This is a genomic window from Wenzhouxiangella sp. XN201 (assembly GCF_011008905.1).
Classification (GTDB): Bacteria; Pseudomonadota; Gammaproteobacteria; order Xanthomonadales; family Wenzhouxiangellaceae; genus Wenzhouxiangella.
Map to the genome: position 1 here is coordinate 160,026 of NZ_JAAIVI010000022.1, position 25,488 is coordinate 185,513.

16 protein-coding genes are annotated in these 25,488 nt (G+C 63.8%); 6 read left to right on the top strand and 10 right to left on the bottom strand.

All coding sequences use genetic code 11. From position 1 onward, the window contains the following. The first annotated feature begins 39 nt into the window (after positions 1-39). Entirely contained in the window at positions 40-888 is an 849-nt protein-coding gene (locus G4Y73_RS13545; protein WP_164232353.1) for a mechanosensitive ion channel domain-containing protein, read from the top strand. 97 nt (positions 889-985) lie between these two features. Here the strand turns inward: G4Y73_RS13545 and G4Y73_RS13550 are convergent, their stop codons facing one another. The 3 genes from G4Y73_RS13550 to G4Y73_RS13560 all read right to left on the bottom strand — a co-directional run bounded on the left by G4Y73_RS13550 (position 986) and on the right by G4Y73_RS13560 (position 4,537). Continuing rightward, the gene (locus tag G4Y73_RS13550; RefSeq protein WP_164232354.1) at positions 986-1,792 is read right to left on the bottom strand and encodes an NYN domain-containing protein; all 807 of its coding nucleotides are present in this window, start codon (positions 1,790-1,792) and stop codon (positions 986-988) included. 253 nt (positions 1,793-2,045) lie between these two features. Continuing rightward, a complete protein-coding gene (locus G4Y73_RS13555; RefSeq protein WP_164232355.1) occupies positions 2,046-3,944 on the bottom strand; it encodes a DUF2207 domain-containing protein in 1,899 nt (632 codons plus the stop codon). A gap of 11 nt (positions 3,945-3,955) precedes the next feature. After that, on the bottom strand, positions 3,956-4,537 hold the full coding sequence (locus tag G4Y73_RS13560) for a LemA family protein (protein ID WP_164232356.1): 582 nt from the start codon (positions 4,535-4,537) through the stop codon (positions 3,956-3,958). Between the two features lie 279 nt (positions 4,538-4,816). Between G4Y73_RS13560 and G4Y73_RS13565 the strand changes: the two genes are divergently transcribed. Next, positions 4,817-5,329 carry a YqiA/YcfP family alpha/beta fold hydrolase gene (locus G4Y73_RS13565; RefSeq protein ID WP_164232357.1) on the top strand — a complete coding sequence of 171 codons (513 nt, stop codon included), beginning with the start codon at positions 4,817-4,819 and terminating at the stop codon, positions 5,327-5,329. Between the two features lie 88 nt (positions 5,330-5,417). Here G4Y73_RS13565 and G4Y73_RS13570 read toward each other — a convergent pair whose 3' ends face one another. Next, on the bottom strand, positions 5,418-7,367 hold the full coding sequence (locus G4Y73_RS13570; protein WP_164232358.1) for an acetoacetate--CoA ligase: 1,950 nt from the start codon (positions 7,365-7,367) through the stop codon (positions 5,418-5,420). A gap of 145 nt (positions 7,368-7,512) precedes the next feature. Between G4Y73_RS13570 and G4Y73_RS14225 the strand changes: the two genes are divergently transcribed. The 3 genes from G4Y73_RS14225 to G4Y73_RS13585 are packed head-to-tail and all read left to right on the top strand — an operon-like array spanning position 7,513 to position 10,215. Then, complete coding sequence (locus G4Y73_RS14225) at positions 7,513-8,487, top strand: peptidylprolyl isomerase (protein WP_164232359.1); 975 nt, start codon at positions 7,513-7,515, stop codon at positions 8,485-8,487. 7 nt (positions 8,488-8,494) lie between these two features. Then, positions 8,495-9,442: an ABC transporter ATP-binding protein gene (locus G4Y73_RS13580; protein ID WP_164232360.1), complete on the top strand. Its 948-nt coding sequence runs from the start codon at positions 8,495-8,497 to the stop codon at positions 9,440-9,442. Next, positions 9,439-10,215 (top strand): ABC transporter permease, encoded by a 777-nt coding sequence (locus tag G4Y73_RS13585; protein ID WP_164232361.1) that lies wholly within the window; start codon positions 9,439-9,441, stop codon positions 10,213-10,215. Before G4Y73_RS13580 ends, G4Y73_RS13585 begins: the two co-directional genes overlap by 4 nt. A gap of 13 nt (positions 10,216-10,228) precedes the next feature. On the opposite strand, the gene G4Y73_RS13590 is transcribed toward G4Y73_RS13585, so the two are convergent. From G4Y73_RS13590 to G4Y73_RS13600, 3 genes are all read right to left on the bottom strand, one after another. Beyond that, a complete protein-coding gene (locus G4Y73_RS13590; protein WP_164232362.1) occupies positions 10,229-11,992 on the bottom strand; it encodes a DUF3300 domain-containing protein in 1,764 nt (587 codons plus the stop codon). Between the two features lie 215 nt (positions 11,993-12,207). After that, positions 12,208-13,524, bottom strand: coding sequence for an alkaline phosphatase D family protein (locus tag G4Y73_RS13595; RefSeq protein ID WP_164232363.1), 1,317 nt, complete (start codon positions 13,522-13,524; stop codon positions 12,208-12,210). Between the two features lie 85 nt (positions 13,525-13,609). Further along, positions 13,610-16,660 carry a DEAD/DEAH box helicase gene (locus G4Y73_RS13600; RefSeq protein ID WP_164232364.1) on the bottom strand — a complete coding sequence of 1,017 codons (3,051 nt, stop codon included), beginning with the start codon at positions 16,658-16,660 and terminating at the stop codon, positions 13,610-13,612. Positions 16,661-16,868: 208 nt separating this feature from the next. Between G4Y73_RS13600 and G4Y73_RS13605 the strand changes: the two genes are divergently transcribed. Next, a complete protein-coding gene (locus G4Y73_RS13605; protein ID WP_164232365.1) occupies positions 16,869-20,495 on the top strand; it encodes a hydantoinase B/oxoprolinase family protein in 3,627 nt (1,208 codons plus the stop codon). A 2-nt stretch (positions 20,496-20,497) separates the two neighbouring features. On the opposite strand, the gene G4Y73_RS14310 is transcribed toward G4Y73_RS13605, so the two are convergent. The 3 genes from G4Y73_RS14310 to G4Y73_RS13620 all read right to left on the bottom strand — a co-directional run bounded on the left by G4Y73_RS14310 (position 20,498) and on the right by G4Y73_RS13620 (position 25,412). After that, positions 20,498-23,557, bottom strand: a complete 3,060-nt coding sequence (locus G4Y73_RS14310) for a ligand-binding sensor domain-containing diguanylate cyclase (RefSeq protein ID WP_164232366.1) — start codon at positions 23,555-23,557, stop codon at positions 20,498-20,500. 167 nt (positions 23,558-23,724) lie between these two features. Then, positions 23,725-24,666: an FAD-binding protein gene (locus tag G4Y73_RS13615; protein WP_164232367.1), complete on the bottom strand. Its 942-nt coding sequence runs from the start codon at positions 24,664-24,666 to the stop codon at positions 23,725-23,727. After that, positions 24,666-25,412, bottom strand: coding sequence for an electron transfer flavoprotein subunit beta/FixA family protein (locus tag G4Y73_RS13620; RefSeq protein ID WP_164232368.1), 747 nt, complete (start codon positions 25,410-25,412; stop codon positions 24,666-24,668). The genes G4Y73_RS13615 and G4Y73_RS13620 overlap by 1 nt, the downstream gene beginning before the upstream one ends. Positions 25,413-25,488 lie beyond the last annotated feature (76 nt).

Sequence of the window (25,488 nt, forward strand, 5' to 3'; positions counted from 1 at the left end):
CATGATTCCGCAATAACCCGAAAAATCAGGGAGACTCGCATGGAAAGCTTGCAAGAGTGGTACGCCAACCTCGAAACGGCGCAGATCCTGGCGATCGCCTGGAAGGTGATCGGTGCACTGCTGATTTTCATCATTGGCCGCTGGGTCGCCAAGGCCATCGCCGCGCTGGCACGCAAGACCCTGAGCAAGCGTCAACTCGATGCCATGCTGATTGCTTTCCTTGGCACCATCCTCTACGGTCTGCTGCTGCTGTGCGTCATTCTGGCTTCCATCAGCTACCTTGGCGTCTCCGTAACGCCAATGATCGCGATCCTTGGTGGCGCCGCCCTGGCTGTCGGCCTGGCGCTGCAGAACAGCCTGTCGAACTTCGCTTCCGGGGTGATGCTGGTCGGGTTCAGGCCCTTCACCAAGGGGCACTTCGTCGAGGCCGGTGGCGTGTCGGGCACGGTCGAGCGTGTCGGTCTTTTTCATTCGCATCTGGTCACGCCGGACAATCGAAGCGTGATCGTGCCCAACAGCGAGATCACTTCCAGCCCGATCACCAACTACTCGGCCTTTGAAACACGCCGCTGCGACCTGCTGATCGGCGTAGGTTACGGTGATGATCTCAAGGTCGCGCGAGACACTATTTGGAAGGTGATCACCGACCACGATAAGGTACTCAAGGATCCCGAACCGGCCATCCTGGTCATGGACCTGGCCGATTCCAGCGTCAACTTCGCAGTGAGGCCATGGGTGCTGACTTCCGATTACTGGGTCGTGCGCAGCGAGCTGCTCGAAAAGATCAAGACCGAACTCGAAGCCGCCGGCTGCTCGATCCCGTTCCCCCAGAGAACGATCCATCATCTCAACGAAACCCCAGCCAGGACCGGGACCAACTCGGACTGAAAACCGATGGAACCACGGAAATCACGGAAGACACGAACCTGGATTCTCCCTTCCGTGTATTCCGTGCCTTCCGTGGTTCCATGGTTTTTCGCGCCGGCTACTCCTCCGCCTTGATTGACTGGATGATGTAGCCGCCGGACTTCTCGTCCGGCTTCAACTCCAGCAGCCCCCGCTTCTCGGCCTGCTGCAACAACTCCGAGAAGTTGCGGAAGCCGTGATAGGACTCGCTGAAGCCGGGTTTGCGGCGCTTCAAGGCCTGCTTGACCATCGATCCCCACACCTTTTCCTCGGCATCGCGGTCGGCAAACAACGCCTCGGCCGTTTCGAGCACCAGGTCGAAGGCCTCCTGCTGCTTGTCGTCGACCGGCTTGGCGCTGGCAGTCGTCTTCTTTTTCGAGGACTTCTTCTTCGCTACAGGCTTCTTCGGCTTCTTGCGAATCAAGTCATCGTAGAAAATGAACTCATCGCAGTTGGCCATCAGCAGGTCGGAAGTCGAACTTTTCACACCAACGCCGATAACCGTCTTGTTGTTCTCTCGCAGTTTCGAAACCAGGGGAGAGAAGTCCGAGTCACCACTGAGCAGCACGAAGCTGTCGACATGGCCCTTGGTGTAGCACAGGTCAAGGGCATCGACCACCATTCGGATATCGGCCGAGTTCTTACCCGACATGCGAACATGCGGGATATCGATCAATTCGAAGGCCGCCTCGTGCATCGGCGGCTTGAATTCCTTGTACCTGCCCCAGTCGCAATAGGCCTTCTTGACCACGATATTGCCCTTGAGCAGCAGGCGCTCGAGCACTTTCTGAATATCGAAAGCCTCGTAGCGCATATCGCGCACGCCCAAAGCGATATTCTCGAAGTCGCAGAAAACCGCCAGATTGCGGGTCGGGTTGGATGTCATACCATCACCTGTTCGGTTGGACGAATAAACCTGGAACCACGGGAATCACGGAACACACGGAAATGGGAACAACCTGGAAAGCCCGAGAAAGTGAGTTGGGCTCGAGCAAAGTTTCAAAATCATGCCCTGACTACACGACGGGAACTCACACACTCTGAAGGCACCGCCAAAGCTGACCCGTGATCCGTCATTCTTGCATTTTTTGGTCCTTCCGTGGATTCCGTGCCTTCCGTGGTTCCAACAAAAAGGGAATCTACCAGCCCCCGCCACCTCCGCCGCCACCTCCGCCGCCGGAGGATCCACCTCCCCCGCCGCCGGAACTCGATCCGGGCGCCGTCGAGGCCGATGCGGTGGCGCTGGCCAGGCTCGAGCCCAGGGCCGAGCCCAGGCCTGCCGCGGTGAATCGCCCATCGCTGATTGTGGCCGGGTACCAGTGGCGCGACTGTGCCGTGCCCGCCTGCGCGGCCGCTTCGATCTCGGCGGCGAAGCGCTCGGCCCAGGTATCGGCCGCGTCCAGGGCCACGGCATAGGGCAGCAGGCGCTCGAATTCCTCGAAGGTCTGCGGCGGTGCCTTGCCATGGCGCTGTTCGATCTCATCGCGCTCGGCTACTGTCAGGTACAGTCGCAGGCCCTCGATCTGGTCGAGCAGCTTGCGTCCGCGCAAGGTCGGCGCGCGCATCCAGCTCCAGAACAGGCCGTTGACGACGGCGATCAGGACCACGATCAGGCCCGGCAGCCAGCCGATCATATTGCCGAAGATACCCAGCACCACGATGCTTGCGATCAGAAACGGCAGGCTGAATGCTGTCAACACGATGGCGCCGATCAGGCCGGTGACGCCCTTGAGGTCGCGCCAGGTCCGGTAGACGCGCATCATCAGCACCGCCGTTCCGATATTCCAGATCGACTGGTGCACGGCCAGGAAGCCGGCCGCGAACTTCTCCTCGCCTGGCAGGGAAAGCACCATGGCCAGAAGGGTGGCCACCGAAATCACGATACCCGGGATCACCCACCATCGGTTGAGCTGGAAGTAACGTCCTTCCATGCGGCCCGAGAGCGCCTTTTCGTGCGCCTTTAGCGCAGCGCGTATGTCGGAATGATTGCTTTGCTCGAATGTCATCCGGTCGCCCTGCCGGGAGAGCAGCATCTCCAGCAACTTGCGCTCGGTGGTGGAATCGGTCTCGCCGTCGAGGCGCTCGGCCACGTAGTCGTCATCGTCCTTGTCGAGCTTGATCGCGCCCTTCACCGCCAGACTGACCAGGGCGGCGGCCAGGCAGGTCTTGTCGTAGCCCATCTTCCAGACGTAGCGCAGCATGCCCGGGGAGTAACCCTCCGGCGGATCGTAGCGTGGATAGATCGCTCCGCCGTCAGGGTCGCGGCCCACCCGTGTCCAGGCAAGCAGGTACCAGAGCACGACGAGGAGGGTGCCGAGTCCACCGATGACCGCTATCCGATGATCCTGCAGGAACATCTCGCGCCTCTCGGCTGCCGTGGGCTCCTTGACCAGGCCCTTCGGAAAGCCGACCGCGATCGTCAGCCCCTCGCGCGGGGCGAGGCGGCGGGTGGTCTCGAATCGCACGCGGCTGCCGCTGACCACCTCGCCGACCGCATCGCCGCCCTGCTCGCCCTGGGCGCCGGTATAGGCATCCAGACGCAGATCGTCGGGCGACGCGCCCGGCGGCAGCTCGACAACGACACTGGCTTGCTCGATGGGAAAACCCCAGGCGTTGCCGGTGACGTTCCAGTAGAGCTCGTCGAAGTCCTCGAAGAAACCGATCTGGCGCTCGGTCCGATAGATCAATTCGTAAGTGTGCTCGCCATGTTCCAGCATCCGGTCCGCGCTGCCGAAGTACACGCGCACACCATTGCTGATCGACTCGGTATGCCAGTCCTCGCGCTGACCGTTGCGACGCACAGACGTCACCTCGAACGGAACGGTCATGCGACGACCGCTGCGGTCTTCATAGCGCGTCGGAAAATCGCGATAGATACCGCGTCGGATATCGCGGCCTTCGGCCACCACGGTGATGTTTTCCACAACCACCAGCTCACCCGAGGGTTTCACCTCGATCTCGCTGGCAAATTCGACAATGCGCTCTTCGGCCACCGCCATCACCGGCAGCAGCAGGAGCGCCCACAGGAATCGCTTCATCCGTTTGTCCCTCAGTCCTTGTTGCTTCTCCCCAGCAATCCCGCGACGCCGGGCGCCGAACGCGCCTCGATCTCGGCGCTGAAGAAGGTCGCTTCCTCGAAACCGGTCAGGCGAGCGACCAGCAGGTCCGGAAATTGCTGAATGCGGGTATTGAGATCGCGCACCGCACCGTTATAGAAACGCCGAGCGTGCGACAGCAGATCCTCGGTCTCCACCAGTTCGTTCGTCAGCTGCTGGAAATTCTCAGTCGCCTTGAGATCCGGATAATCCTCGGCCAGCAACAACAGCCGCCCCAACCCGGCGGCAAGCGCCACCTCCGCGCCGGCCATCGCCTGCGCCTGCCCCTTGCCCTCGGCCTCCTGCGCCCTCGAACGCAAGGCCGTCACATCCATGAGCACACGCTGTTCATGGCCGCTGTAGGCCCGCACCGCTTCGACCAGCTGCGGCACCAGGTCGTGCCTTCGCTGCAACTGCACATCGATGTCAGCAAAGCCGTTGCGCACCAGGTTGCGAGCGCGCACCAGGCGATTGAAAACGACGATGCCCCACACCAGCAGGACAACCAGAACAGCAATCAGAATTCCCTCGATCATGCGTTGATTCTAAGCGAAAGCGTCCTTGGTCATGAAACCACGGAAGGCACGGAAGTCACGGAAAAAAACAAGAAAGCATTGCGCTCCATGGCGTACTCGCGTTCTTGTGGTTGATAGGCCCAGATTAGTTTCAGGAGAGAAACAGCGGCCTATTCCGTGTCTTCCGCGCTTTCCGTGGCTCCAGATTCCTGCACGGTCAGCGCTTGGCACCTCACCCCGACGATGCAACAATGCCGACCAAAGCACCGAAAAACCACAACACCAATGAACTCAATGCCCATGCGCGTCATCTTCAGCCACGGCCACCTCTCCAGCCCCGACAGCCTCAAGATTCGAGAACTCGAGCCCGTAGCAAATGAATTGGGCTTCAAGACCCTGGCCGTGGACTACCGCGATCTGCAGGACGAGCCTGCTGCCCGCGCCGAGCGGCTGATCGAGACGATTCGTCAACAGGCCGAGCCGCCGATTCTCGTCGGTTCATCGATGGGAGGATGGGTTTCCGTGCACGCCGCTGAAGCCGTACCGGTCACCGGCCTGTTCCTGATGGCGCCCGCCCTGTACCTGGAGGACCGTGTCCCCGAAGGCGTGATACCCGAAAGCTATGCCCCGAAATGCGATCGCATTGCCGTCATCCACGGCTGGCACGACGACATCATCCCCTGGCAACACAGCCTGCGCTTCGCCGAAGCCAGCAAGGCCGCCCTCCACCTGCTCGACAGCGACCACCGCCTTGAGTCGGCATTGCCGGTGCTGAAATCACTTCTTGCGCAGTTTCTTCAGGAAAAAAACTGAGCCACGGAAATCACGGAAGTCACTGAATCAATTAAAGACCTCGCTGCCTTTTCCGTGCATTCCGTGTCTTCCGTGGTTCCAGACTCCTTCAGGACTCAAGCTCTTCGAGATCGCGATAGTGCTCCAACGCCTCGGGGTTGGCCAATGCCGAGGTGTTCTTGACCTCGCGGCCGTGGATGACGTCGCGGACGGCCAGTTCAACGATCTTGCCCGAGACCGTGCGCGGGATGTCGGGCACGGCGATGATCTTTGCCGGCACGTGGCGCGGGGTGGCGTTGGCACGGACGGTCTTGCGGATGCGGTCGCGCAGTTCATCGTCGAGTTCGACACCGTCGCGAAGCCGGACGAACAGCACCACCCGCACATCGCCTTCCCAGTCCTGACCGACGCAGATCGACTCGAGTACTTCGTCGAGCTTCTCGACCTGGCGGTAGATCTCCGCGGTACCGATACGCACCCCGCCCGGATTGAGGGTGGCATCCGAGCGGCCATAGATCACCACGCCGCCCGTGGGGGTCAGGCGGGCGTAATCGCCGTGCGACCACACGTGCTCGAACTTCTCGAAGTAGGCACTGTGATAACGCTTGCCGTCAGGGTCGTTCCAGAACTTGACGGGCATGCAGGGGAAAGGCATCGAGCAGGTCAGTTCACCGGTCTCGTCTTCGACCACGCGACCATCGTCGGCGCGGATCTCGACCTTCATGCCCAGTCCCCGGCACTGCAGTTCCCCGCGATACACCGGCAGCAGCGGATTGCCCAGCGCGAAGCAGGAAACGATATCGGTACCGCCAGAGATCGAACTCAACTGCACATCTTCGGCCACGTCGCGGTAGACGTAGTCGAAGGACTCCGGCAGCAATGGCGAGCCGGTCGAGAGAATCGCCTTGAGGTGCTCGAGCCTGTGTGTCTCGCGCGGCTTGATTCCGGCCTTGTCGCAGGCGGCAATCCACTTGGCACTGGTGCCCAACACGGTAATGCCGACCTCATCGGCCAGATCCCAGAGCACCTTGCCGCTGGGATGAAAGGGCGAGCCGTCGTAGAGCACCACGGTCGAACCCACTGCCAGGCCCGAGACCAGCCAGTTCCACATCATCCAGCCGCAGGTCGTGAAATAGAACAGGCGGTCGTCACGGCGCAGGTCGGTGTGCAACTGCAGCTCCTTGAGGTGCTGCAAAAGCGTGCCCCCGGCGCCGTGAACGATGCACTTGGGCACGCCGGTGGTGCCCGAGGAGTACAGGATGTAGATCGGGTGGTCGAAGGGCAGTTGGGCGAAATCTACTTTTTCGGCGCTGTTGTCTGCAAAATTGGTCCATATAACCGCATGATCGAGACCGGATAAATCTGGATCGTCATCCATGTATCCGGTCACCACGATGCGCTCGAGTGAAGGCAACTTCTCGGCCAGCTGGCGCACCCGCGCCAGGCAATCGAAGGTCTTCCCGTTATAGCGGTAGGCGGCGGCGACGAACAGCACCTTCGGCTCGATTTGCCCGAAACGGTCCATCACGCCCTGTACGCCGAAATCGGGCGAACACGACGACCACACTGCACCGATGGACGTTGCCGCCAGCATGGCGATGACGGTCTCGGGCAGGTTGGGCAGGTAGCCGGCGACCCGGTCGCCCTCCACCACGCCCATCTCGCGCAGTGCAGCGGCGACACGCGCCACCTCGGCGTAAAGTTCGGCGTAGCTGATCCGCCGCTGCACACCCTGCTCGTTGGCGAAGATCAGCGCCGTGCGTTCGTCGCGGAACTTGAGCAGATTCTGGGCGAAATTCAGTCGCGCCTGCGGAAACCAGCGCGTGCCCGGCATGGCCGGCCAGTTCTCGGTCACTTCGTCGCCGCGCGATTCGGCCAGCACGTCTCCGAACTCCCACATCGCCTTCCAGAAGTCCTGCGGGTTGTCCACGGACCACCGGTACAGCGTCTCCCAGTCGTGCACATGCGGGTCGAGCTGCTGGTTGATCAACTGGATGAAGCGGGACAGGTTGGCCCCGGAACGACGCTCGGCCGACGGCCGCCACATGGGTTCGGTCATGGTCTTGGCTGCTATCTTTTGTGAGTCCAGCCCCAAAGGGTACCCAACTCCGCCCCGCATCGTCACCTGTACTTTGGTGCGTTGCCACCCCTTGCGTACCGCCCTGGCGTAGAATTCAGGCTTTCCCGAGCGACTAAAGAATATCATGAGCAAATTCCTTACCTTCGTGCTGCTGGCCACTTGCGCCTTTCAGGCCCAGTCTCAGGATCCGCGCGTCTGGCTCGATACCGACCAGGGCCCGATCATCATCGAACTCGATCCCGGGGCCGCCCCAATCACGGTCGAGAACTTCCTGCGCTACGTTGATGACGGCTTCTACGACGGACTGATCTTCCACCGGGTCCTCTCGGGATTCGTGATCCAGGCCGGCGGATTCGACCAACACCTCGACTTTCAGGACGACACTTACGAGGCGATCGTCAACGAAGCCGACAACGGCCTGTCCAACCTGCGCGGCACCCTGGCCATGGCGCGTACAAGCAATCCCGATTCGGCGACATCGCAGTTCTTCATCAATCTGGAGGACAACCCGGACCTCGACCCCGGCGGAAACACCGACGAGGGGTACGCTGTTTTCGGCGAAGTGGTGCATGGCATGTCCACGGTAGACGCCATCGCGCAGATTCCCACCAGCAGCATCACTTCCCCCATTGGGACATTGCAGCAGTTCCCCCGCAATCCGCCGGTCATTCTCCGCGCGGCACGCACCGAAGGCTTCCCCTTGATGCCACAGCATTCCGGATCCTGGTACGACCCCGATAATTCCGGCGTCGGTTTCAACATCGAAATCGCCAATGACGCCGGCGGTAATGGTCCGCTGGCCCTGGTCTACTGGTACAACTTCGACCAGCAGCGGCAGTTCTGGCTGATCGGTAGCAGCTCCTTTGATTACGGCGCCAGCGAAGTCACGGTGGATTTGCAAAGCCACCCCGGCACGGAAGAAGGCGTCGGCTTTCAGAACCCGCCGCAATCAGGTTTCGACGGCTACGGCACCCTGACCCTGAGCTTCGACGACTGCAGCAGCGGCACGGTCGCCTACGACATGCCCGGCTACGGCAGCGGCGAAATCGCCGTCACCCGCCTGTCCACGCCGGATGGCTACAAATGCGAGGCACTCTGAGCCCGGCATGAGCGCATTGCTTCAAATCGACAACCTCGACAAGCGCTATGCAGGCGGCCTACAAGCGCTCAAATCGATAAACCTGGACATCGAGCGGGGCGAGATCTTCGCCCTGCTCGGCCCCAACGGCGCGGGCAAGACCACCCTGATCAACGTCATCTGCGGCATCGTCACACCCACCTCGGGTAGCGTCACGGTCGACGGGTACGACACGGTCCGAGATTTCCGCACCACCCGGCGCCACACCGGCCTGGTGCCGCAGGAGCTCTACACCGACATGTTCGAGACCGTGATCGACACGGTCAGCTTCAGCCGCGGCCTGTTCGGGCTCGCCCCCGATCCGGCCCATATCGAGCGCGTGCTTCGTGACCTTTCGCTTTGGGACAAGCGTGACCACGCCATCATGACGCTCTCCGGCGGGATGAAACGGCGCGTGCTCATCGCCAAGGCACTGGCCCATGAACCCAAATTGCTATTTCTCGACGAACCCACGGCCGGGGTCGACGTGGAACTGCGACGCGACATGTGGCGGATGATCGAGAAGCTGCGCGGAACCGGCGTGACCATCGTGCTCACTACCCACTACATCGAGGAAGCCGAGCGCATGGCCGACCGTGTCGGCGTAATCCGGCGCGGCGAGATCATCGTGGTCGACGAAACCGCCTCGCTGATGAAGGAACTCGGCCGCAAGCACCTGAGCCTGTACCTCGAAGCGCCGATGAGCGAACTGCCCGAGTCGCTCGACGACTGGTCGCTGACCCTGGCCGACGAGGGCCGCAGACTCGACTACAGCTTCGCCGCCGACGAGGAGCAATCCTGCGTTCCTACCCTGCTCAAACGCCTGCACGCACAAGGCATCGAGTTCACCAACATCAATACGCGCCAGAGCACGCTCGAAGAGATTTTCGTCGACCTGGTGCACGAAGATGATGAATTACTGGAGAGCGAGCGATGAGTGCCCCGATGCTCAACCTGCGTGGCACCTGGGCCATCTACCGCTTCGAGATGGCGCGCTTCAAGCGCACGCTGTGGCAGAGCCTCGCCACGCCCATCCTCACAACGGTGCTCTATTTCGTGGTCTTCGGCTCGGCCATCGGCTCGAGAATCGGCGAGATCGACCAGGTCAATTACGGTGCCTTCATCGTTCCGGGACTGATCCTTCTGACGGTGTTCACGCAGAGTCTCAACAACGCCTCGTTCGGCATCTACATGCCACGCTTCTCGGGAACCATCTACGAAATCCTGTCCGCCCCCGTCTCGACGGCGGAACTGGTGCTGGCCTACGTGGGTGCGGCGGCCACCAAGTCGGTGCTGCTGGGCCTGATCATCCTGCTCACGGCGCACCTGTTCGTCGATCTCAATGTGGGTTACCCGGTGTGGATGCTGGTCTACCTGGTGATGGTGGCCTTTGCCTTCAGCCTGGCCGGCTTCATCATCGGCATCTGGGCCGAGGGCTTCGAGGCCCTGCAATTCATCCCCATGCTGGTGGTCACGCCGCTGACCTTTCTAGGCGGAGTGTTCTACTCCATCGACATGCTGCCCGAGACCTGGCAGACGGTGAGCCTGTTCAATCCCATCGTCTACATCGTCTCGGGTTTTCGTTACTTCTTCTTCGGTAGCGGGGATGTCAGCGTCTGGGTGAGCGTAGCCTCGCTGGCCGGCTTCATCATCGTGTGTTTGGCCATCGTTTCCTGGATCGTAAGAACCGGGCATCGGCTCAAGAGCTGAAGCAGGGTTTCGATTACCGCCGCTCTTCCTCACCCCCACGGCCACCGCGCCGCGAATCACCGCCGCGTGAGCGGCTCTGGACCGCGCTCCTCGTAGAGCGCGGGCTCGAAGCAGCGCGACTGCTGCGCGAAGGCGACGAGGAGTTCCGGCCGCGGTCGGGGGCAGAGGATCGAACCCGGGGCTCCGCGCGCGACGGCGCTGAATCGCGGCTGCCTGAATGGCTGCGACTCGGAGCCGACTGCCGGCTCGGGGCTGAACTGCGCTCATTGATGATGGCTCCGCCGCGTGACGGCGCTGCCGAGCGAGTGCTCCCGGCCGGTGCCGCCGAACGGGCGCTGCGCGAAGGCGTGGAGCTGCGTTCCCTGCTACTGCTCGAACGCACGGTCAGATCGCGCGGAATCGCCACGGACGAACGCTTGCTGTCAGACCGGCTCGTTCGACCGGCGGTGCTCGAGCGCCCGGACGAGCGACTGCTCGCCCGCTCGGACGAACGCTCAGTCACCGGCGACCGGCTGGTCGCCTGAGTACGCGAACTCGAACCGCTACGCAGCGACTCGCTGATACGGCTCGCGCGCGTGGCGGGCGAACGCGTCGATTCGATCGAGCCACCACTGCGCGAGGCAGCCCGTTCCGGCGCACGTTCGGTCACGGTGCGACTGCGCGCTGTCGCGCGGCTCGATTCGACACGCGCCGAGCCGGATCGGCTGGCTGCGCGTTCAGAACTGGCGACCCTTGATGTGGCTCGTTCACCGCCGCGCAACTCGGCCACACGCTCCGACCTCGAGCTTGATCGCGTTGCCGACCCAACCTGGCGGTCGAATGTGGTGCTCGAACGGCGTTCTGCCGCCCATTCACGCCGATCCGATCGCACCGCCGATCGGCTTGTGCTTGCCTTCTGGCGCGCCGAAGCCGGCCGGCTACTGCCGCTATCGACGAAACGTGTCTGCTCCACCCGGCCGCGATAGCTCACACCCCGACGATGCGTCGGATCGTGCTTCCAGTGGCGAGCCTGTTCGAAGCGGGCCACCTGGCGGCCGGAATGGAAGCCGTGATCCCGGTAGTAGTGATGGTGATGATTGACCACCACGACCCGGCGCTGTGCCCAGTGGAAGGAGCTGAAGTAGAAGTTCGGCCGGACATAGTACGGGCGACCCCAGTGGAAATTCACGCTCAGGCTGAAACCGCTGGGACGATGCCAATACACCGGCGGATGACTCGACCAGCGCCAGCTTGAGTAAATCACGCGCGGGTCGTAGTAAGGCACGTAGACCACGCGGGTGCGCGCCGGCTCGATGTAAATGTACTCCTTCTCGCGCACGACCTTGACACGGTCGTTGCTGGCCAGGTGGCCCTGCGAGTAGGCCTCCGAGCGCAGATACTGAATCGAGGCGATCAGGTCTTCCTCCTGCATCAGGAAGGCGTCACCCAGACGCTGCGTCCACTGCAAGTCGTCGTCCATGCGCTCGAGCAATTCCGGGAAAGCGACCAGCGCCTTCACGCTGGGATCCCAGTCCTGGTATTCCACCGCGGCCACGGCATCTTCACCGCGCAGGCCCGGTCGTTCGCGCGACCAGCGCGCGGCCTGAATCACTTCCAGCGGATAGGTCGCCGCGATCAAGACATGCGAAAGCACGCTGTCGGGATACAGCGCGATCGGGGCCAGCATCGAGTCGAGCTCGGCCTGACTGAAGTAGTCGTCATCGGCCTGAACCTGGCCGGTCATGCTGCAGCCAAGCGTCAACAGGGCGGAAAGTACCAGCGTCATCAGGGTTTTCATGTCATTGCCTCCTTACGGCAAAACGCGCCGCGTGGACACTTTGTACCCCGACCCGCCTGAAGTCAGCCTGAACGAAAACCTGAACGAGGCTCGGCCTGAGCGTCAATATGGACCACGGAATTCACGGAAGACACGGAAGACGCGGAAAAAAGAGGTCCAGTATTCTTCCGTGCATTCGGTGCTTTCCGTGGTCAATTTCTGGTTTCAGGCCCCGCTTAGGGCTGCAAATCCTGCTGCCGAATCTCGCCGCGCCAGACTTCCTCGCCGTCGCTGTTGTGCAGGATCAGGGAGGCGACGCGCTCGTTGCGCGGCCCCGTTACTTCGATCATGCCGAAATTCCGCTCGGTGTAGAGACTGCCGTCGACATCGTACTGCATGGCCTCGTCGCCGGGATTGTGTGATCCGGCGGTCAGCGGCGAAACGGTCCATTCGTGGAGCGGATAGGTGCGATAGCGGTCCATTTTCAGCAGCACCGAGTGGTGCCGGTCACCGGTCAGGAAGACCACGCCGGGAATGCGCTCGGCCTCGATGCGGTCAAGCAACTCGCGCCGCTCGCCGGGGGCGAGATTGATGTAGCTCTCGCTGCTTTCGGCCGAGTTGAGGAACTGCCCGCCCATAACCACGAACTTGAAGCTGGCATTGCTGGTCTTGAGCGCGTCGATCAGCCATTCGACCTGGTCCTCGCCCAGGATCGTCCGGTCACCGGATACGCGGTAGTTGGCCTGGCGGAAGTAGCGGTTGTCGAGCAGAAAGAAGCCGACATCGTGCCACTCGAAGTAGTTGGTCACTCCGCCCGTTCCGGCAGCCGAGAAGTCCGGGTTGGCCCAGAAGGCGTTGAACACCTCCAAAGCAGCCTCGCGCATGGCGTAGCCGCGGTCGGAGTTATTCGGTCCGAAATCGTGGTCGTCCCAGGTGGCGTAATGGTGCGTGCCGGTCACCAGCCGTGACAAGGCTTCGTGGCCCCGGGTGTGGCTGAAGCGCGCATACATGCCCGATTTCGAATTCCAGTCGGCTTCACGGTAGTAAACGTTGTCGCCGAGCCACAGCATGAAGGCCGGTTCGGCGTCGGCGATGGCATCGAAAATCCGGTAGTCGCCGCCGTACGGCTCACCCGGTCGGTCGTACTCGGGCTGGTTGATATAGGCGCAGGAGCCGAGTGCGAAACGGAAGTCGGGCGGGTCTTCACGCCACTGCCATAACGGCTGGGTGACGAAACGCTGCGTGTGTTCGGCCGGCTGTACGACATCGTCGACCAACACCTCGTATTCGTAGTGCAGCCCCGGCTCCAGGCCCGTGGCAAGCACCGTTGCCGTGTTGGCCTTTTCGGAATTGGTGGCCTCGGGTTCGCTCGTCAGCCAGTCCTCGCCTTCATCGGCGCGGTAGCGAAGCTGCACCAGGGCCGGTTCGTCGGTCTGCACCCAGACCTTGACCTGGCGCATGGTCGAATGCCCGGGCATCGGCCCGGCCACGATCTCGGCGGCCGAGGCGGCAACGGAACAAACCGACAGCAGTACTGCAATCAGAATTCGCATTCCCATTTCTCCGTTGGGTGTCGCTCCAGTGACGGGACTATACCGGCTCGCCCGATTCGATGTCGTGACATGGCTTCCACGCACCCTACGCAATCTTCGACACACGGTTCTCGGCATCCCCGGGCCCGGTCAATCCAAACACCGTCGACACCGTCTCGAACGCCCGTTCCCCCTCAACGCAACGACGGCTCTCGACCAACCACTGCCACACCGCACCGCGGTCGCTCGGCAGGGCATCGCGCGGAAAGCCGCCGGGTGGCGGACTGGGCTGCCAGCGCCCGTCCAGTGACAGGAACCAGTCCAGCCGGGGCGTGGCAATCCAAAGTCGCTGCCTGGTTTCGGGATTGACCAGCGCCAGGGCGCGTCCCTCGCGCACGAGCTTCGAAAACCAGCGCGTCCAGCCCCCGGCCGGTGCCGGATGCGCCAGGCCCAGCCCCGACTCCCCTTCGCGCTGAGTCAGGAAACCCGACTGCTCCAGCAATCGCTCGAGCGCGGTGGTCGAGGGTTTGCGCGGCGCCAACTCGCCGCCGCTGGCCACCTCCGGTGCCGCAACACCCGGAGTGCGCGCCGGCGGCTTCGTGGCGCCCGTCCGCTTCCCTGACGGAGGCCGCGGCGCGCTACGTGAGCGCACCGCGGATCCGCCCGGCCGCTTGGCCGGTCGCTCGAAGTTGCGCGTGCGTCGTTCCTCGGCGTCGTCCTCGTCCAGGTAGCTATAGCGCGGGGCGTGAATCAGCGCCTCGGCCAGGGGCGAAGGGCGTTGGGTGTCAACCGCATGCACCTCGACTTCGCCGGTTTCGACGCGCGCCAGTAGCTGCTGCAGCCCACCCAGGTCCATGTAATCGTCCAGGCAGTCGGACAGTGCCTGCTGCACCAGCGGATGGTCGGGCACCTCACGCGCCCCGCTCAAATTCTCCAGGCAAGCAAGCTGATCGGGAAACACGCAGGCGATCAGGTTCTCGGCCTGGCTGCGCTGTCGCTGTGAGGGCAGCGGCCCGTCCAGGCCGTTTTTCAGCAGCACCAGGGCGTTGTTGGCGCACCAGCGAAAACGCGTGACGAACAACGGGGTGTCGAGCATCGCCTGGGTGAGCACATCGGCGACATTGTGCGACTTGACGAATCCGGCCACCGCCGGCAGGTCGAACTGGCTGGTCACGCCCAGTGAAATCAGCACGCCGTCGTCGGTGGCCGCCGCCTGCAGCTCGAAGTTGAACTGGCGGCAGAAGCGCTTTCGGAGCGCCAGGCCCCAGGCGCGATTGATGCGCGCCCCGGCAAAGGTATGCAGCACGATATGGCGGTCGCCGCCGGGATCGGAAAACTGCTCGATCACCAGGCGATTCGGCGCTGGCAAGGCCCCGAGCAGAGCGCGCGATTCTTCCAGCAACTGCAGGGCCTGCGGATGCGGCGGATTGGGCCCCTGCCCGCCGATGACCCGCAGCATGGCCTGCGCCATCTCCTGGCTGCGCCCCGCCCCTTCGCCGAACCAGAACGGCATCTCGGCCGGCTCTTCGTCGGCCGGTTCCACGCGCACCAGGCCGGTCAGCACGCGCAGGATCCGCCAGGGCCGATTGCCCAGCTGCAGCACCTGCCCCGGCGAGGACTCGAAAGCCACTTCCTCGTCGAGCCTGCCCACCACCTCGCCGGTATCGACGCGCACCACCTCGTACTCGAACCATTCGGGAATCGTGCCGGCGTTGGTCAGCACCAGGCGATCGGCCTCGGCATGGGCGCGGTAGCCGCCGCGCCCGTCGACAACCAGCAGGGGATCGAGCTGCTCATGGGGCATCAGTTCAGGCCGATCGGCCAGGGAGGCCAGCAATGCTTCCAGTTCCGCCTTCGAGAGATCGCGGTACGGCCAGGCCGAACGCACAACCGCCAGCAGTTCGTCGACATCACCCGTGCCGTTGGCGACCAGGGCCACCAGTTGCTGCGCCAGCACGTCCAGCGGCGCCGCCAGCGGCTCGACGGCGTCGACGCCGCCGTCGGCGATCACGTCTTTCAGTGCGCGGGTCTCGACCAGCTGGTTGAGCGTCAGTGGAAATAGATGCATGCACGGACGCCGACCTGGCCGATGCCCGCTTCTTCCGGCGCGCTGGCGCACCAGGTTGACCGAGCCGGGCACGCCGATCTGGCAGACCCGGTCGACATGGCCCAGGTCCAGTCCCAGCTCCAATGAGGCACTGCTGACCAGAACGCGCAACTCGCCGGCCTTGAACCGTGCCTCGATTGCCTCGCGGTGCGCGGTATCCAGGCTGCCGTGATGCGCGCCGACCTGACCGGGCTGCCCGGCGGCTTCGAGCAACTCGTCCAGCGTCGCGGCCGTGCGCTCGACGCGCGCACGCGTCTGACAGAACACCAGCAGGGAGCGGTCGGCCGCCGCCAGCTCGGCAATGCGAGAGTGAATCTGCTCCCAGTGCACGCTGTTGGGGTACGGCCCCAGCGGCATGTCCGGCAGTTCCACCGCCAGCTTCACCGGCCCGGGTGCATCCGGAGCCACGATCTCGCAGTCGCCCGCGCCGGCCAGAAACTGCGCCAGGGCCCCGGCTGGATGGGCCGTGGCCGACAGGCCGATACGCTGCACGGGCCTGCCCGCCAGCCGGTCCAGGCGGGCCAGTGACAGTGCCAGGTGCGCCCCGCGCTTGTTGCCCACCAGGGCATGCAGCTCGTCGACCACCACGGATTCCACCCTGCGCAGCAGGGCCCGCCCGCCGCGGCTTCCCAGCAGCACGAACAGGGATTCCGGCGTGGTCGAGAGAATCTCGGGCGGATTGCGGCGCTGCCGGTCGCGCTCGGACCGCGGCGTGTCACCGCAACGCAGCCCGATCCTCGGCGCCTGCCCACTGAACGGAACAACCGCCTCGAGCAAGGGCGCCAGATTGTGCGTCATGTCCCGCGCCAGGGCCTTCAGCGGCGCAATATGCAGCGCCCTGACCCCACGTCCGCGAGCCGGCCGGTTCACCAGCCCCTCCACAAGCGGCCGCCAGGCCGCCAGACTCTTGCCCTGCCCGGTCGAGGCAATCACCAGCGCATTGCGGCCGCCGCGCAACACCGGCCAGGCCGAACGCTGCACCGGCGTGGGCTCGCCCACAGCTTCGGCGAACCAGGCGTCCAGGGTCTTTTCGGCATCGAATAACGACATCGCGGCATTATGGCCGCGAAGCGTTCTCAAAACCTGAGAATCTGGCTGGTTGGCTGGTTGGCTGGTTGGCTGGTTGGCTGGTTCGGCAAATTATCGGCTGCCCGCCATCCTGCCGCGGCAAAGCCGCCCCGCAAGGCGGCCAGTTGTCGAACCAGACAACAAGCAAACAAGACAACCAGCCAACCAGTCCCCTGCTAAAGTCTCCCCCATGTCCGAACCCCTTTCACCAATCAAAGCCGACCCACAACGAAGGTGGCGCTTCTGGATCGACCGCGGCGGCACCTTCACCGATGTGATTGCCCGCACGCCCGACGGAGAACTGCGCGCCACGAAGCTGTTGTCGGAGAACCCCGACCACTACGACGACGCCGCCATCGAGGGCGTCCGGCGCATGCTGGAACTGGGTGTGGACGAGGCCATCCCGGACGCGCACATGGAGCACGTGCGCATGGGCACAACCGTGGCGACCAACGCCCTGCTCGAGCGCAAGGGCGAGGCGACGGCCCTGGTCACCACGCGCGGCTTTCGTGATGCGCTCAGGATCGGCCACCAGAGCCGGCCGGATATCTTCGCCCTGGACATTCGCCGACCCGAGCAGCTCTGCGACGAGATCGTCGAAATCGAGGAACGCGTCGACGCCGAGGGCGATGTCCTGCAAACCCTCGACGAAGACCGGGTGCGCGAACAACTGGAAAGCCTGCGCGATAAGGACATCCGTGCCCTGGCCGTGATCCTGATGCACGGCTACCGATACCCCGACCACGAAAAACGCATCGGCGACATCGCCGAAGAACTGGGCTTCGAGCAGGTCAGCCTCTCGCACCGGGTCAGCCCCCTGATCCGCTTCATCGGCCGCGGCGACACCACCGTGGTCGACGCCTACCTCTCGCCAGTGCTCAAGCGCTACGCCGATCGCGTGGCCGCCCATCTGGGCAACGTGCGCCTGCAGTTCATGAAGTCCGACGGCGGCCTGACGGATGCGGCCAGCTTCGCCGGCAAGGACGCCATCCTGTCGGGTCCGGCCGGCGGCATCGTCGGCAGCGTGCGCACCGCAGCCATGGCCGGCCTGGAGCGCGTCATCGGCTTCGACATGGGCGGCACATCGACCGATGTCTCGCACTACAGCGGCGAATTCGAGCGCAGCCTCGAGACGGTCATCGCCGGCGTTCGATTGCGCGTGCCCATGCTCGAAATTCACACGGTAGCCGCCGGCGGCGGCTCGAAGCTGCACTTCGACGGATCGCGTTACCGCGTCGGCCCGGGCTCGGCCGGCGCTGATCCCGGCCCGGCCTGCTATCGAAAAGGGGGCCCGCTGACGGTCACCGACTGCAATGTCATGCTCGGCAAGCTGCAGCCGGATTTCTTCCCCCGCACCTTCGGCCCCGACGCCGACCAGGCGCTGGATGCCGAGATCGTGCGCGAGCACTTCGACGAACTGTGCCGCGAAATCCGCGAGGCCACCGGCGACACACGCAAGCCGGTCGAAGTGGCCGAAGGATACCTGCGCATCGCCGTGTCCAACATGGCCAACGCCATCAAGAAGGTCTCGGTGCGACGCGGCCACGACGTGACCCGCTACGCCCTCAACTGCTTCGGCGGCGCCGGCGGCCAGCACGCTTGCCTGGTGGCCGACGAGCTGGGCATCGAGACTGTGCTGATCCATCCGCACGCCGGCGTGCTCTCGGCCTACGGCATGGGCCTGGCCGACGTCACCGCCCACCGCGAATTCGCCGCCAACGCGCCTCTCGACGAGTCACTGATCGACAAACTGGAGTCGGCCTTCGCACAACACGCCGAAGAGGCCGTCGCCGAACTGCATCAGCAGGACTTCACCGACGCGGCAATCGAAGTCGAGCGCACCTGCCGCGTGCGCTACAGCGGCACCGACACCAGCCTGCCCGTGCCCTTCGGGTCATTGGCTGAAATGAGCCGCGCCTTCACCGAGGCTCACCGCCAGCAGTTCGGCTTCGCCATGGAAGAACGCGACCTGGTGGTCGAGGCCGGCCTGGTCGAGGCGATCGGCCACAGCCCCGCGCTCGAGGCCGAAACGGAGATCGACTCCGACCGGCCGCAGGCCGAACCGGCCGACCGCGTCGAGACCTTTATGGACGGCCGTCGCCTACCGGACACCCCGGTGTATCGAAGGGATGAACTGGCGGTCGACCAGGCCATCGACGGTCCGGCCCTCGTCATCGAGGCCAATTCCACGGTCGTGCTCGAGCCAGGCTGGCGCGCCGCGATCAACCGCCATGGCCACCTGCTGCTCGAGCGCCGCGAGTCAAAGCGCGCCCTCCAAGCCGACACCGAAGCCGACCCGGTCTTGCTGGAAGTCTTCAACAACCTGTTCATGTCGATTGCCGAACACATGGGCGCGACCCTGCAGCAGACCGCCTGGTCGGCCAACATCAAGGAACGGCTGGACTTCTCCTGCGCCCTGTTCGACGAGGCCGGTCGGCTGGTGTCCAACGCACCGCACATGCCCGTTCATCTGGGCTCGATGGGCGAGAGCGTGCGCGCGGTCATCGACGAGTTCGCCCATGACATGACCCCGGGCGATGTCTTCCTGCTCAACGACCCGTATCACGGCGGCACCCACCTGCCCGACTTGACAGTGGTCAGCCCCTGCTTCGACGACGATGGCGAGATCCTGTTCTACACCGCCAGCCGCGCCCATCACGCCGACGTCGGCGGCATCACCCCGGGCTCCATGCCGCCCGACAGCAAGACCATCCACGACGAAGGCGTGTTGATCGGCCCGATGCGCGCCGTCCGGGGCGGCGACCTATGCCGTGAAGAACTCGAAGCCGTATTCACGGGCGGCGACCATCCCGTGCGCAACCTCGAACAGAACTTCAGCGACCTGCACGCCCAGATCGCGGCCAACCAGCGCGGCCTTCAGGAAGTCGATCGCATGATCGAACAGTTCGGGCTGAATACCGTACGCGCCTACATGCACCACGTTCAGGACAATGCCGGCGAACAGGTCGCACGCGCCCTGTCGAAACTCGACGACGGCCACTGGGTCAAGCACATGGACAACGACGCCCGGATCGAAGTCCACGTCAGCGTCGACCAGGCCGCCCGCCGGGCAACGATCGATTTCACCGGCACAAGCGATCAGACCGGCGATAACTTCAACGCCCCGCGCGCCGTCACCCGGGCGGCCGTGCTCTACGTCCTACGCACGCTCGTCGCTGACGACATCCCCCTCAACGACGGCTGTATGAAACCGATCAACCTGGTCATTCCCGACGGCAGCCTGCTCTCGCCCGTCCATCCGGCCGCGGTGGTCGCAGGCAATGTCGAGACCAGCCAGGTCGTGGTCGACGCCCTGCTGGCCGCCATGGGCGTACTCGCCAACAGCCAGGGGACGATGAACAACCTCACCTTCGGCAACGACCGCTACCAGCACTACGAGACGCTCTGCGGCGGTGCGGGCGCTGGCGACGGCTTCAACGGCGCCGACGCCGTGCACGTGCACATGACCAACTCGCGCCTCACGGACCCCGAGATCCTCGAGACGCGCTTCCCGGTCCGGCTCGAATCCTTCGGCATCCGCCCCGACTCCGGCGGCCAGGGAAAATGGCACGGCGGCCACGGCGCCGAACGCCGCATCCGCTTTCTCGAGCCGATGACCGTCGCCATCCTGGCCAACTCCAGAAAGATTGCACCGTCGGGAATCGAAGGCGGCGGTGACGGCGCGCTCGGCAAGGCCTGGATCGAAAAGGCCGCCGATGGCCGACAGGATCTCGCCGGCACCGACCGCATCGAAGTCAAAGCGGGGGATATGCTGGTATTGCAGACGCCGGGCGGCGGCGGCTACGGATCGGCGTAGCCCTAGCCGGTATCGATTTCGATCTCGCCGGCTGCAAGCAGGTCCCCGATTTCGACAGTCAGTCGCTGCGATAGCGTGGCCGGTTCCACACGCGAGGTCGGGCGGATCCAGCACCAGTTGTCGCGACTGTCGCGCTTGATGTGGTAAAGCGCCTTGTCGGCCAGCGCAATCGTCTGTTCCCAGTCAAAGGCGCCCGGCTTATCGCGAAACGGCGGATAGGCACAGACGCCGACCGAGCAGGTCATCTTCAAGGTTTCACCGCTGGCAAGGGCAAAGGGTTTCTCACGCACACCGTCGACGATGCGGGCGCACAGGCGCGGAATCTCGCGTTCGGGCAAGGGTCGAAACACGATCAGGAATTCCTCGCCACCCCAGCGCACCACGTAATCGCCGGTTCGAGTCAGGTCTTCGAGCAGCCTGGCGAACTGATCGAGCACCTCATCGCCGGCGGTGTGGCCGTGGCGGTCATTGACCTGTTTGAAGAAGTCGATATCGATCAGCGCAAACACCATCGCGTGGCCGTGCATCGACGGGCGCGACAGTTGGCGATGGAAGTAGGCCAGGTCGGCCACCAACTGATTGCCCAGGTAGCGGCGATTCCACAATCGGGTCAGCGGATCGGTCAGGCTGGCCGTCTCCAGGCGAGCACTGTAGTCGCGCAAGTGTTCGTTGGCGACCCGAAGCTCATCAGTCCGTTCCGAAACTGTTTGTTCCAGCGCCCGTTGCTGATGCTGCATATTACGCAGGCGATAGTTGAATAACAGCCAGATCAGCAGCAGGACAGCAAACAGCGAGACCACCCGAAACCAGGTCGTTTCCCAGAACCGTGGCTCGATCCGGAAGGACAATTCAGCCGGCGCCGTATTCCAGACACCGGCATTGTTGGTGGCGCGGACCTGCAGCGTGAACTCGCCGGCGGGCAGATTGGTGTAGATGACTTCCCGCCGCATGGGCTCGTCCAGTCTTTGCCATTGCTCACGGAACCCGCGTAGCCGATACTCGGCCGTGACGCCGGTGGCATCCTGAAAGCTCAACACCGCGAAACCGAAGGCCAGATCACGCTCGCCGGACGAAAAGACCTGCAGATCGCCGGATGACAAAGCGTGCCAGCCCTCGCTGTTCCTGAAGCGATCGATACGCACCCGTGGTGCGGCCTCATTGCGCCGAATCCGCTCAGGGACGAGGTGAACAATGCCGCCGCGTGTGGGCAGCCAGAACTCGCCGTCGTGCATGAACCCCTTGGCATTGCCCGCACCATTGCAGCAATAGCCCTTTTGCGCGCCCGGTACGTCGCCGCGTTCGTGCAACACCATGCGCCCGGGCAGCGAATCGATCTCGCCGGCGAGATAGCGATCGACAGCCGCCAACGACAGCTCATGGATGCCCCGTATGCCGGCAACCCAGAGCGTGCCTTCATGCTCGGCCAGGGCGAAGGGGCTGTTGACGGGCAAACCATCCTCGATGCCAAGCTCATGCCATTGATCGCCCCTGCCGATGAACAGACGCTCATTGAGCGTACCGAGCACGAGGCGGCCATCGCTCAATTCGAGCAGGGCAGTCACATCCTGCTGCTCGGCCGCGCCCGGCACCTGGTAGAAGCGATCTCCCGCACCCCAGCGAATGAGCCCCCGGCGGGTGCCGGCCAGCAGCGTGCCATCGCCCGTCTCGCCGAGCAAGCGAATGTCCTGACCGCCGAGATCTCCGCGGGCCGCGGCTCGCTCCATACGGGTGCCGTCCCAGCGAAAGACGCCTTCGGTCGAAGCAATCCAGTAGCTGCCATCGCGCCGCCGGATGATGCCATTGACCTGGGCACTGTCCAGGGGTGCAAAGCCGGCCGGTTTGTCGATCCGTTGCAGTTCCCGGTTCCACCAGAACAGGCCCGTCCGCGTACCGACCCATACCCGGTCTTCCTCGGGCAAGAGGGTGTAGGCATGCGGGTGCGGTTGCTCGTTGCCGCGGGTCAGCTGCGTGAAGCGCCCGTCGCGAAACACCGCCAGCCCGTCCATGGTCCCGGTCCATACGTCGCCCGCGGCATCGCGGGCCACCGACCAGACCAGGCTGTTGTGAAGCCCCTCGGGCCGGTCGTAACGAAAGACCCAGCCGTTCCAGAGTCGGGCCAGACCATCCCAGCGCGAGCCCAACCACAGATTGCCTTCATGGTCTTCGGTGATGTCGAGGACACTGCCGTGAGAAGCAGGCGAGTCATCGGCGATCGTCTCGACCAGTTCCCGGCCCTGCAACCGAAACAGGAAACCAGCCGCACCGATCCAGAAGTTGCCGTCGCGATCGGCGTAAACGGTTTCGATCACCGCATCCTCGAGCCGGCCCGGCACGACGAAGGGTGTCCACTGCCCGTCATCGAGCCACAGCAATCCGCGCGTGGTCGCCGCCCAGATGGTCCCGTCATGGGCTTCGAAATCGGTGACCAGCGCATTCGACAGCGCGTCGGGCAGCGTCGTACGCCGCCAGCTTTCGCCCGTGTTGATGTGAATCACACCGAAGCCGCCGGCATAGACCGTACCGCGGTGCTGGTAGACCGACAGCAGGCGATCGTCCGGATCGCCTGCAAACTGCACGAAGGCATCACCGGCGAGCCGGAACAGGCCGCGATCGGCGGCCATCAGCAGTTCGCCGTCTGCTGTCTCGGCAAACTGAAAGACATCGATCTCGCGCCCGAAACCGTCGTCAACACCGTGGAACTCGCCGTCACGAAAGACGGCGGCTCCCTTGTAGGTACCGGCCCAGATCCGATCACGGGAATCGACATAAAGGGTCTGAATGAACATGCCCGGCATGTGCGGAGAAGTGCCGGGATCGAAATTGACGAAGCGCACGCCATCGAAGCGGGCCACACCGGCCTGGGTGCCGGCCCAGATATAGCCGTCCGGACCCTGCACGACGGCCATCACCGAAATCTGCGGCAAGCCCTCCTCGATGCTCCAGGTGTCGCGGACATACTGATGAAAGGCCTTGTCCGGGGCCAGTGCGTGCACCGACATGCAAGCGGTGATCGAACCGACCAGGCCGCAGACAGCAAGCAAGTGCACGAAAAACCGAACCACCTGGCTCCCCTCCAGACACCAGCCGCCCACCCCCGGCCGCCACGCCGACCGTTTGAGCATACCGCAAGCGAGGTTGAATTGCCTGAAACCCGGACCTGAATCCTAAATCTTCGGCCCCACCGCAAGCCGGGGCACCACGCGGGCCCGCAAGGCTCCGCGGAGGCTCTTTAACCGATAGCTTTTTCCAACTCCGGCACAATCTCGAACAAATCCCCGACCAACCCGAGATCCGCCACTTCGAAAATCGGGGCTTCCGGGTCCTTGTTGATGGCGACGATGGTGCCAGCGTCCTTGATGCCGGTCAGATGCTGGATGGCGCCGGAGATGCCGATGGCGAAATACAGATCCGGCGCGATGATCTTGCCGGTCTGGCCGACCTGCAGTTCGTTCGGCACATAGCCGGCATCGACTGCCGCGCGCGAGGCGCCCACGGCTGCGCCCAGTTTTTTGGCCAGCGAATAGATGATGTCGAAGCCTTCGCCCGAGCCCATGGCACGGCCGCCGGAGACAACCACCGCTGCGGTGGACAGGTCCGGTCCCTCGCCCTCGCCACCTTCGACCTTGATCCAGCGGGTGTGGCCGGGATCATCGGCCTGCGGGTCGCGCTGCTCGATCTCGGCCGAACCACCCTCGCTGGCCGCCGCGAACGAGGCCGTGCGAATGGTGGCCACCACCGGCTGATCATCGGCGACCTTGACCGTGACAATGGCGTTGGACGCGTAAATGGGGCGCTTGAAAGTGCGCTCGTCAATCACTTCCTGGATGTCTGAGACCTGATTGACCCCGATCAGTGCCGCCGCACGTGGCAGCACGTCCTTGCCGTAGGTGGTCGACGGCATCAGGATATGGGAATAGCCATCCGCCAGCGCCTTGATTTCCGGAGCCAGGCGGGCGGCCAGGAAGTGTTCGAAGTCGGCATGCGCAATCGACAACACGCGCGTGGCCCCGTCGAGCTTTGCAGCCTGCTCGGCCACGGCAGACGGGTCGGCAGCGAATACCGCGATATCAATATCATCGATACCCATGCCCAGGGCACCGGTCAGCGTCTTGGCCGTGGCGGGACTCAGCGTTTCGCCGTCGTGTTCGGCAATGATCAGAATTCTCGACATTACAGCAACCCCTTCGCCTTGAGTTCGGACACCAGTTCGTCTACGGACTCGACCACCTTTCCGCCGCCGCGCTGCGGCGGTGGCTCGTAGGAGACCGCTTCGATACCGCCGGCGCGCTCCACGCCCAGATCCTCGAGCGACAAGGTCTCGAGCGGCTTGCGCTTGGCCTTCATGATCTCCGGCAACTTGACGAAACGCGGTTCATTGAGCCGCAGATCGGAAGTCAGCACCGCCGGCAGCTCGACTTCGATCGTCTCGAGGCCCGCATCGACTTCGCGCGCCACCGTGGCCTTGCCGTCCGCCAGTTCGACTTTTGAAGCAAACGTGGCCTGCGGCCGATCCCACAGCGCGGCCAGCATCTGGCCGGTCTGGTTGCAGTCGTCGTCGATCGCCTGCTTGCCCAGGAAGACGATGCCGGGTTCTTCCTTTTCGACCAGCTTTAGGAAAGTGCGCGCGGCGGTCAGCGGTTGCACATCGCCGTCTGAGCTGACCTGGATGGCGCGGTCGGCACCCATGGCCAGGCCGGTCCGGAGCTGCTGTTGCACCTCGTCACCGCCGATCGAGGCCACGATCACTTCCTCGGCCTCGCCGCGTTCCTTGATACGCAATGCCTCTTCCAGCGCGATCTCGTCGAACGGGTTGATCGACATCTTCACGCCGTCGGTCTCGACGCCGCTGCCGTCCTTCTTGACCCGCACGCGCACGTTGTAGTCCACCACCCGCTTGAGGGTGACCAGAATCTTCATGGTGAAATTCCTGTTTCAGGCTGTAAGTGGAAAGCTGTCTATTGTAACGGCCCCGGCCGATTGATGTATCCTGATG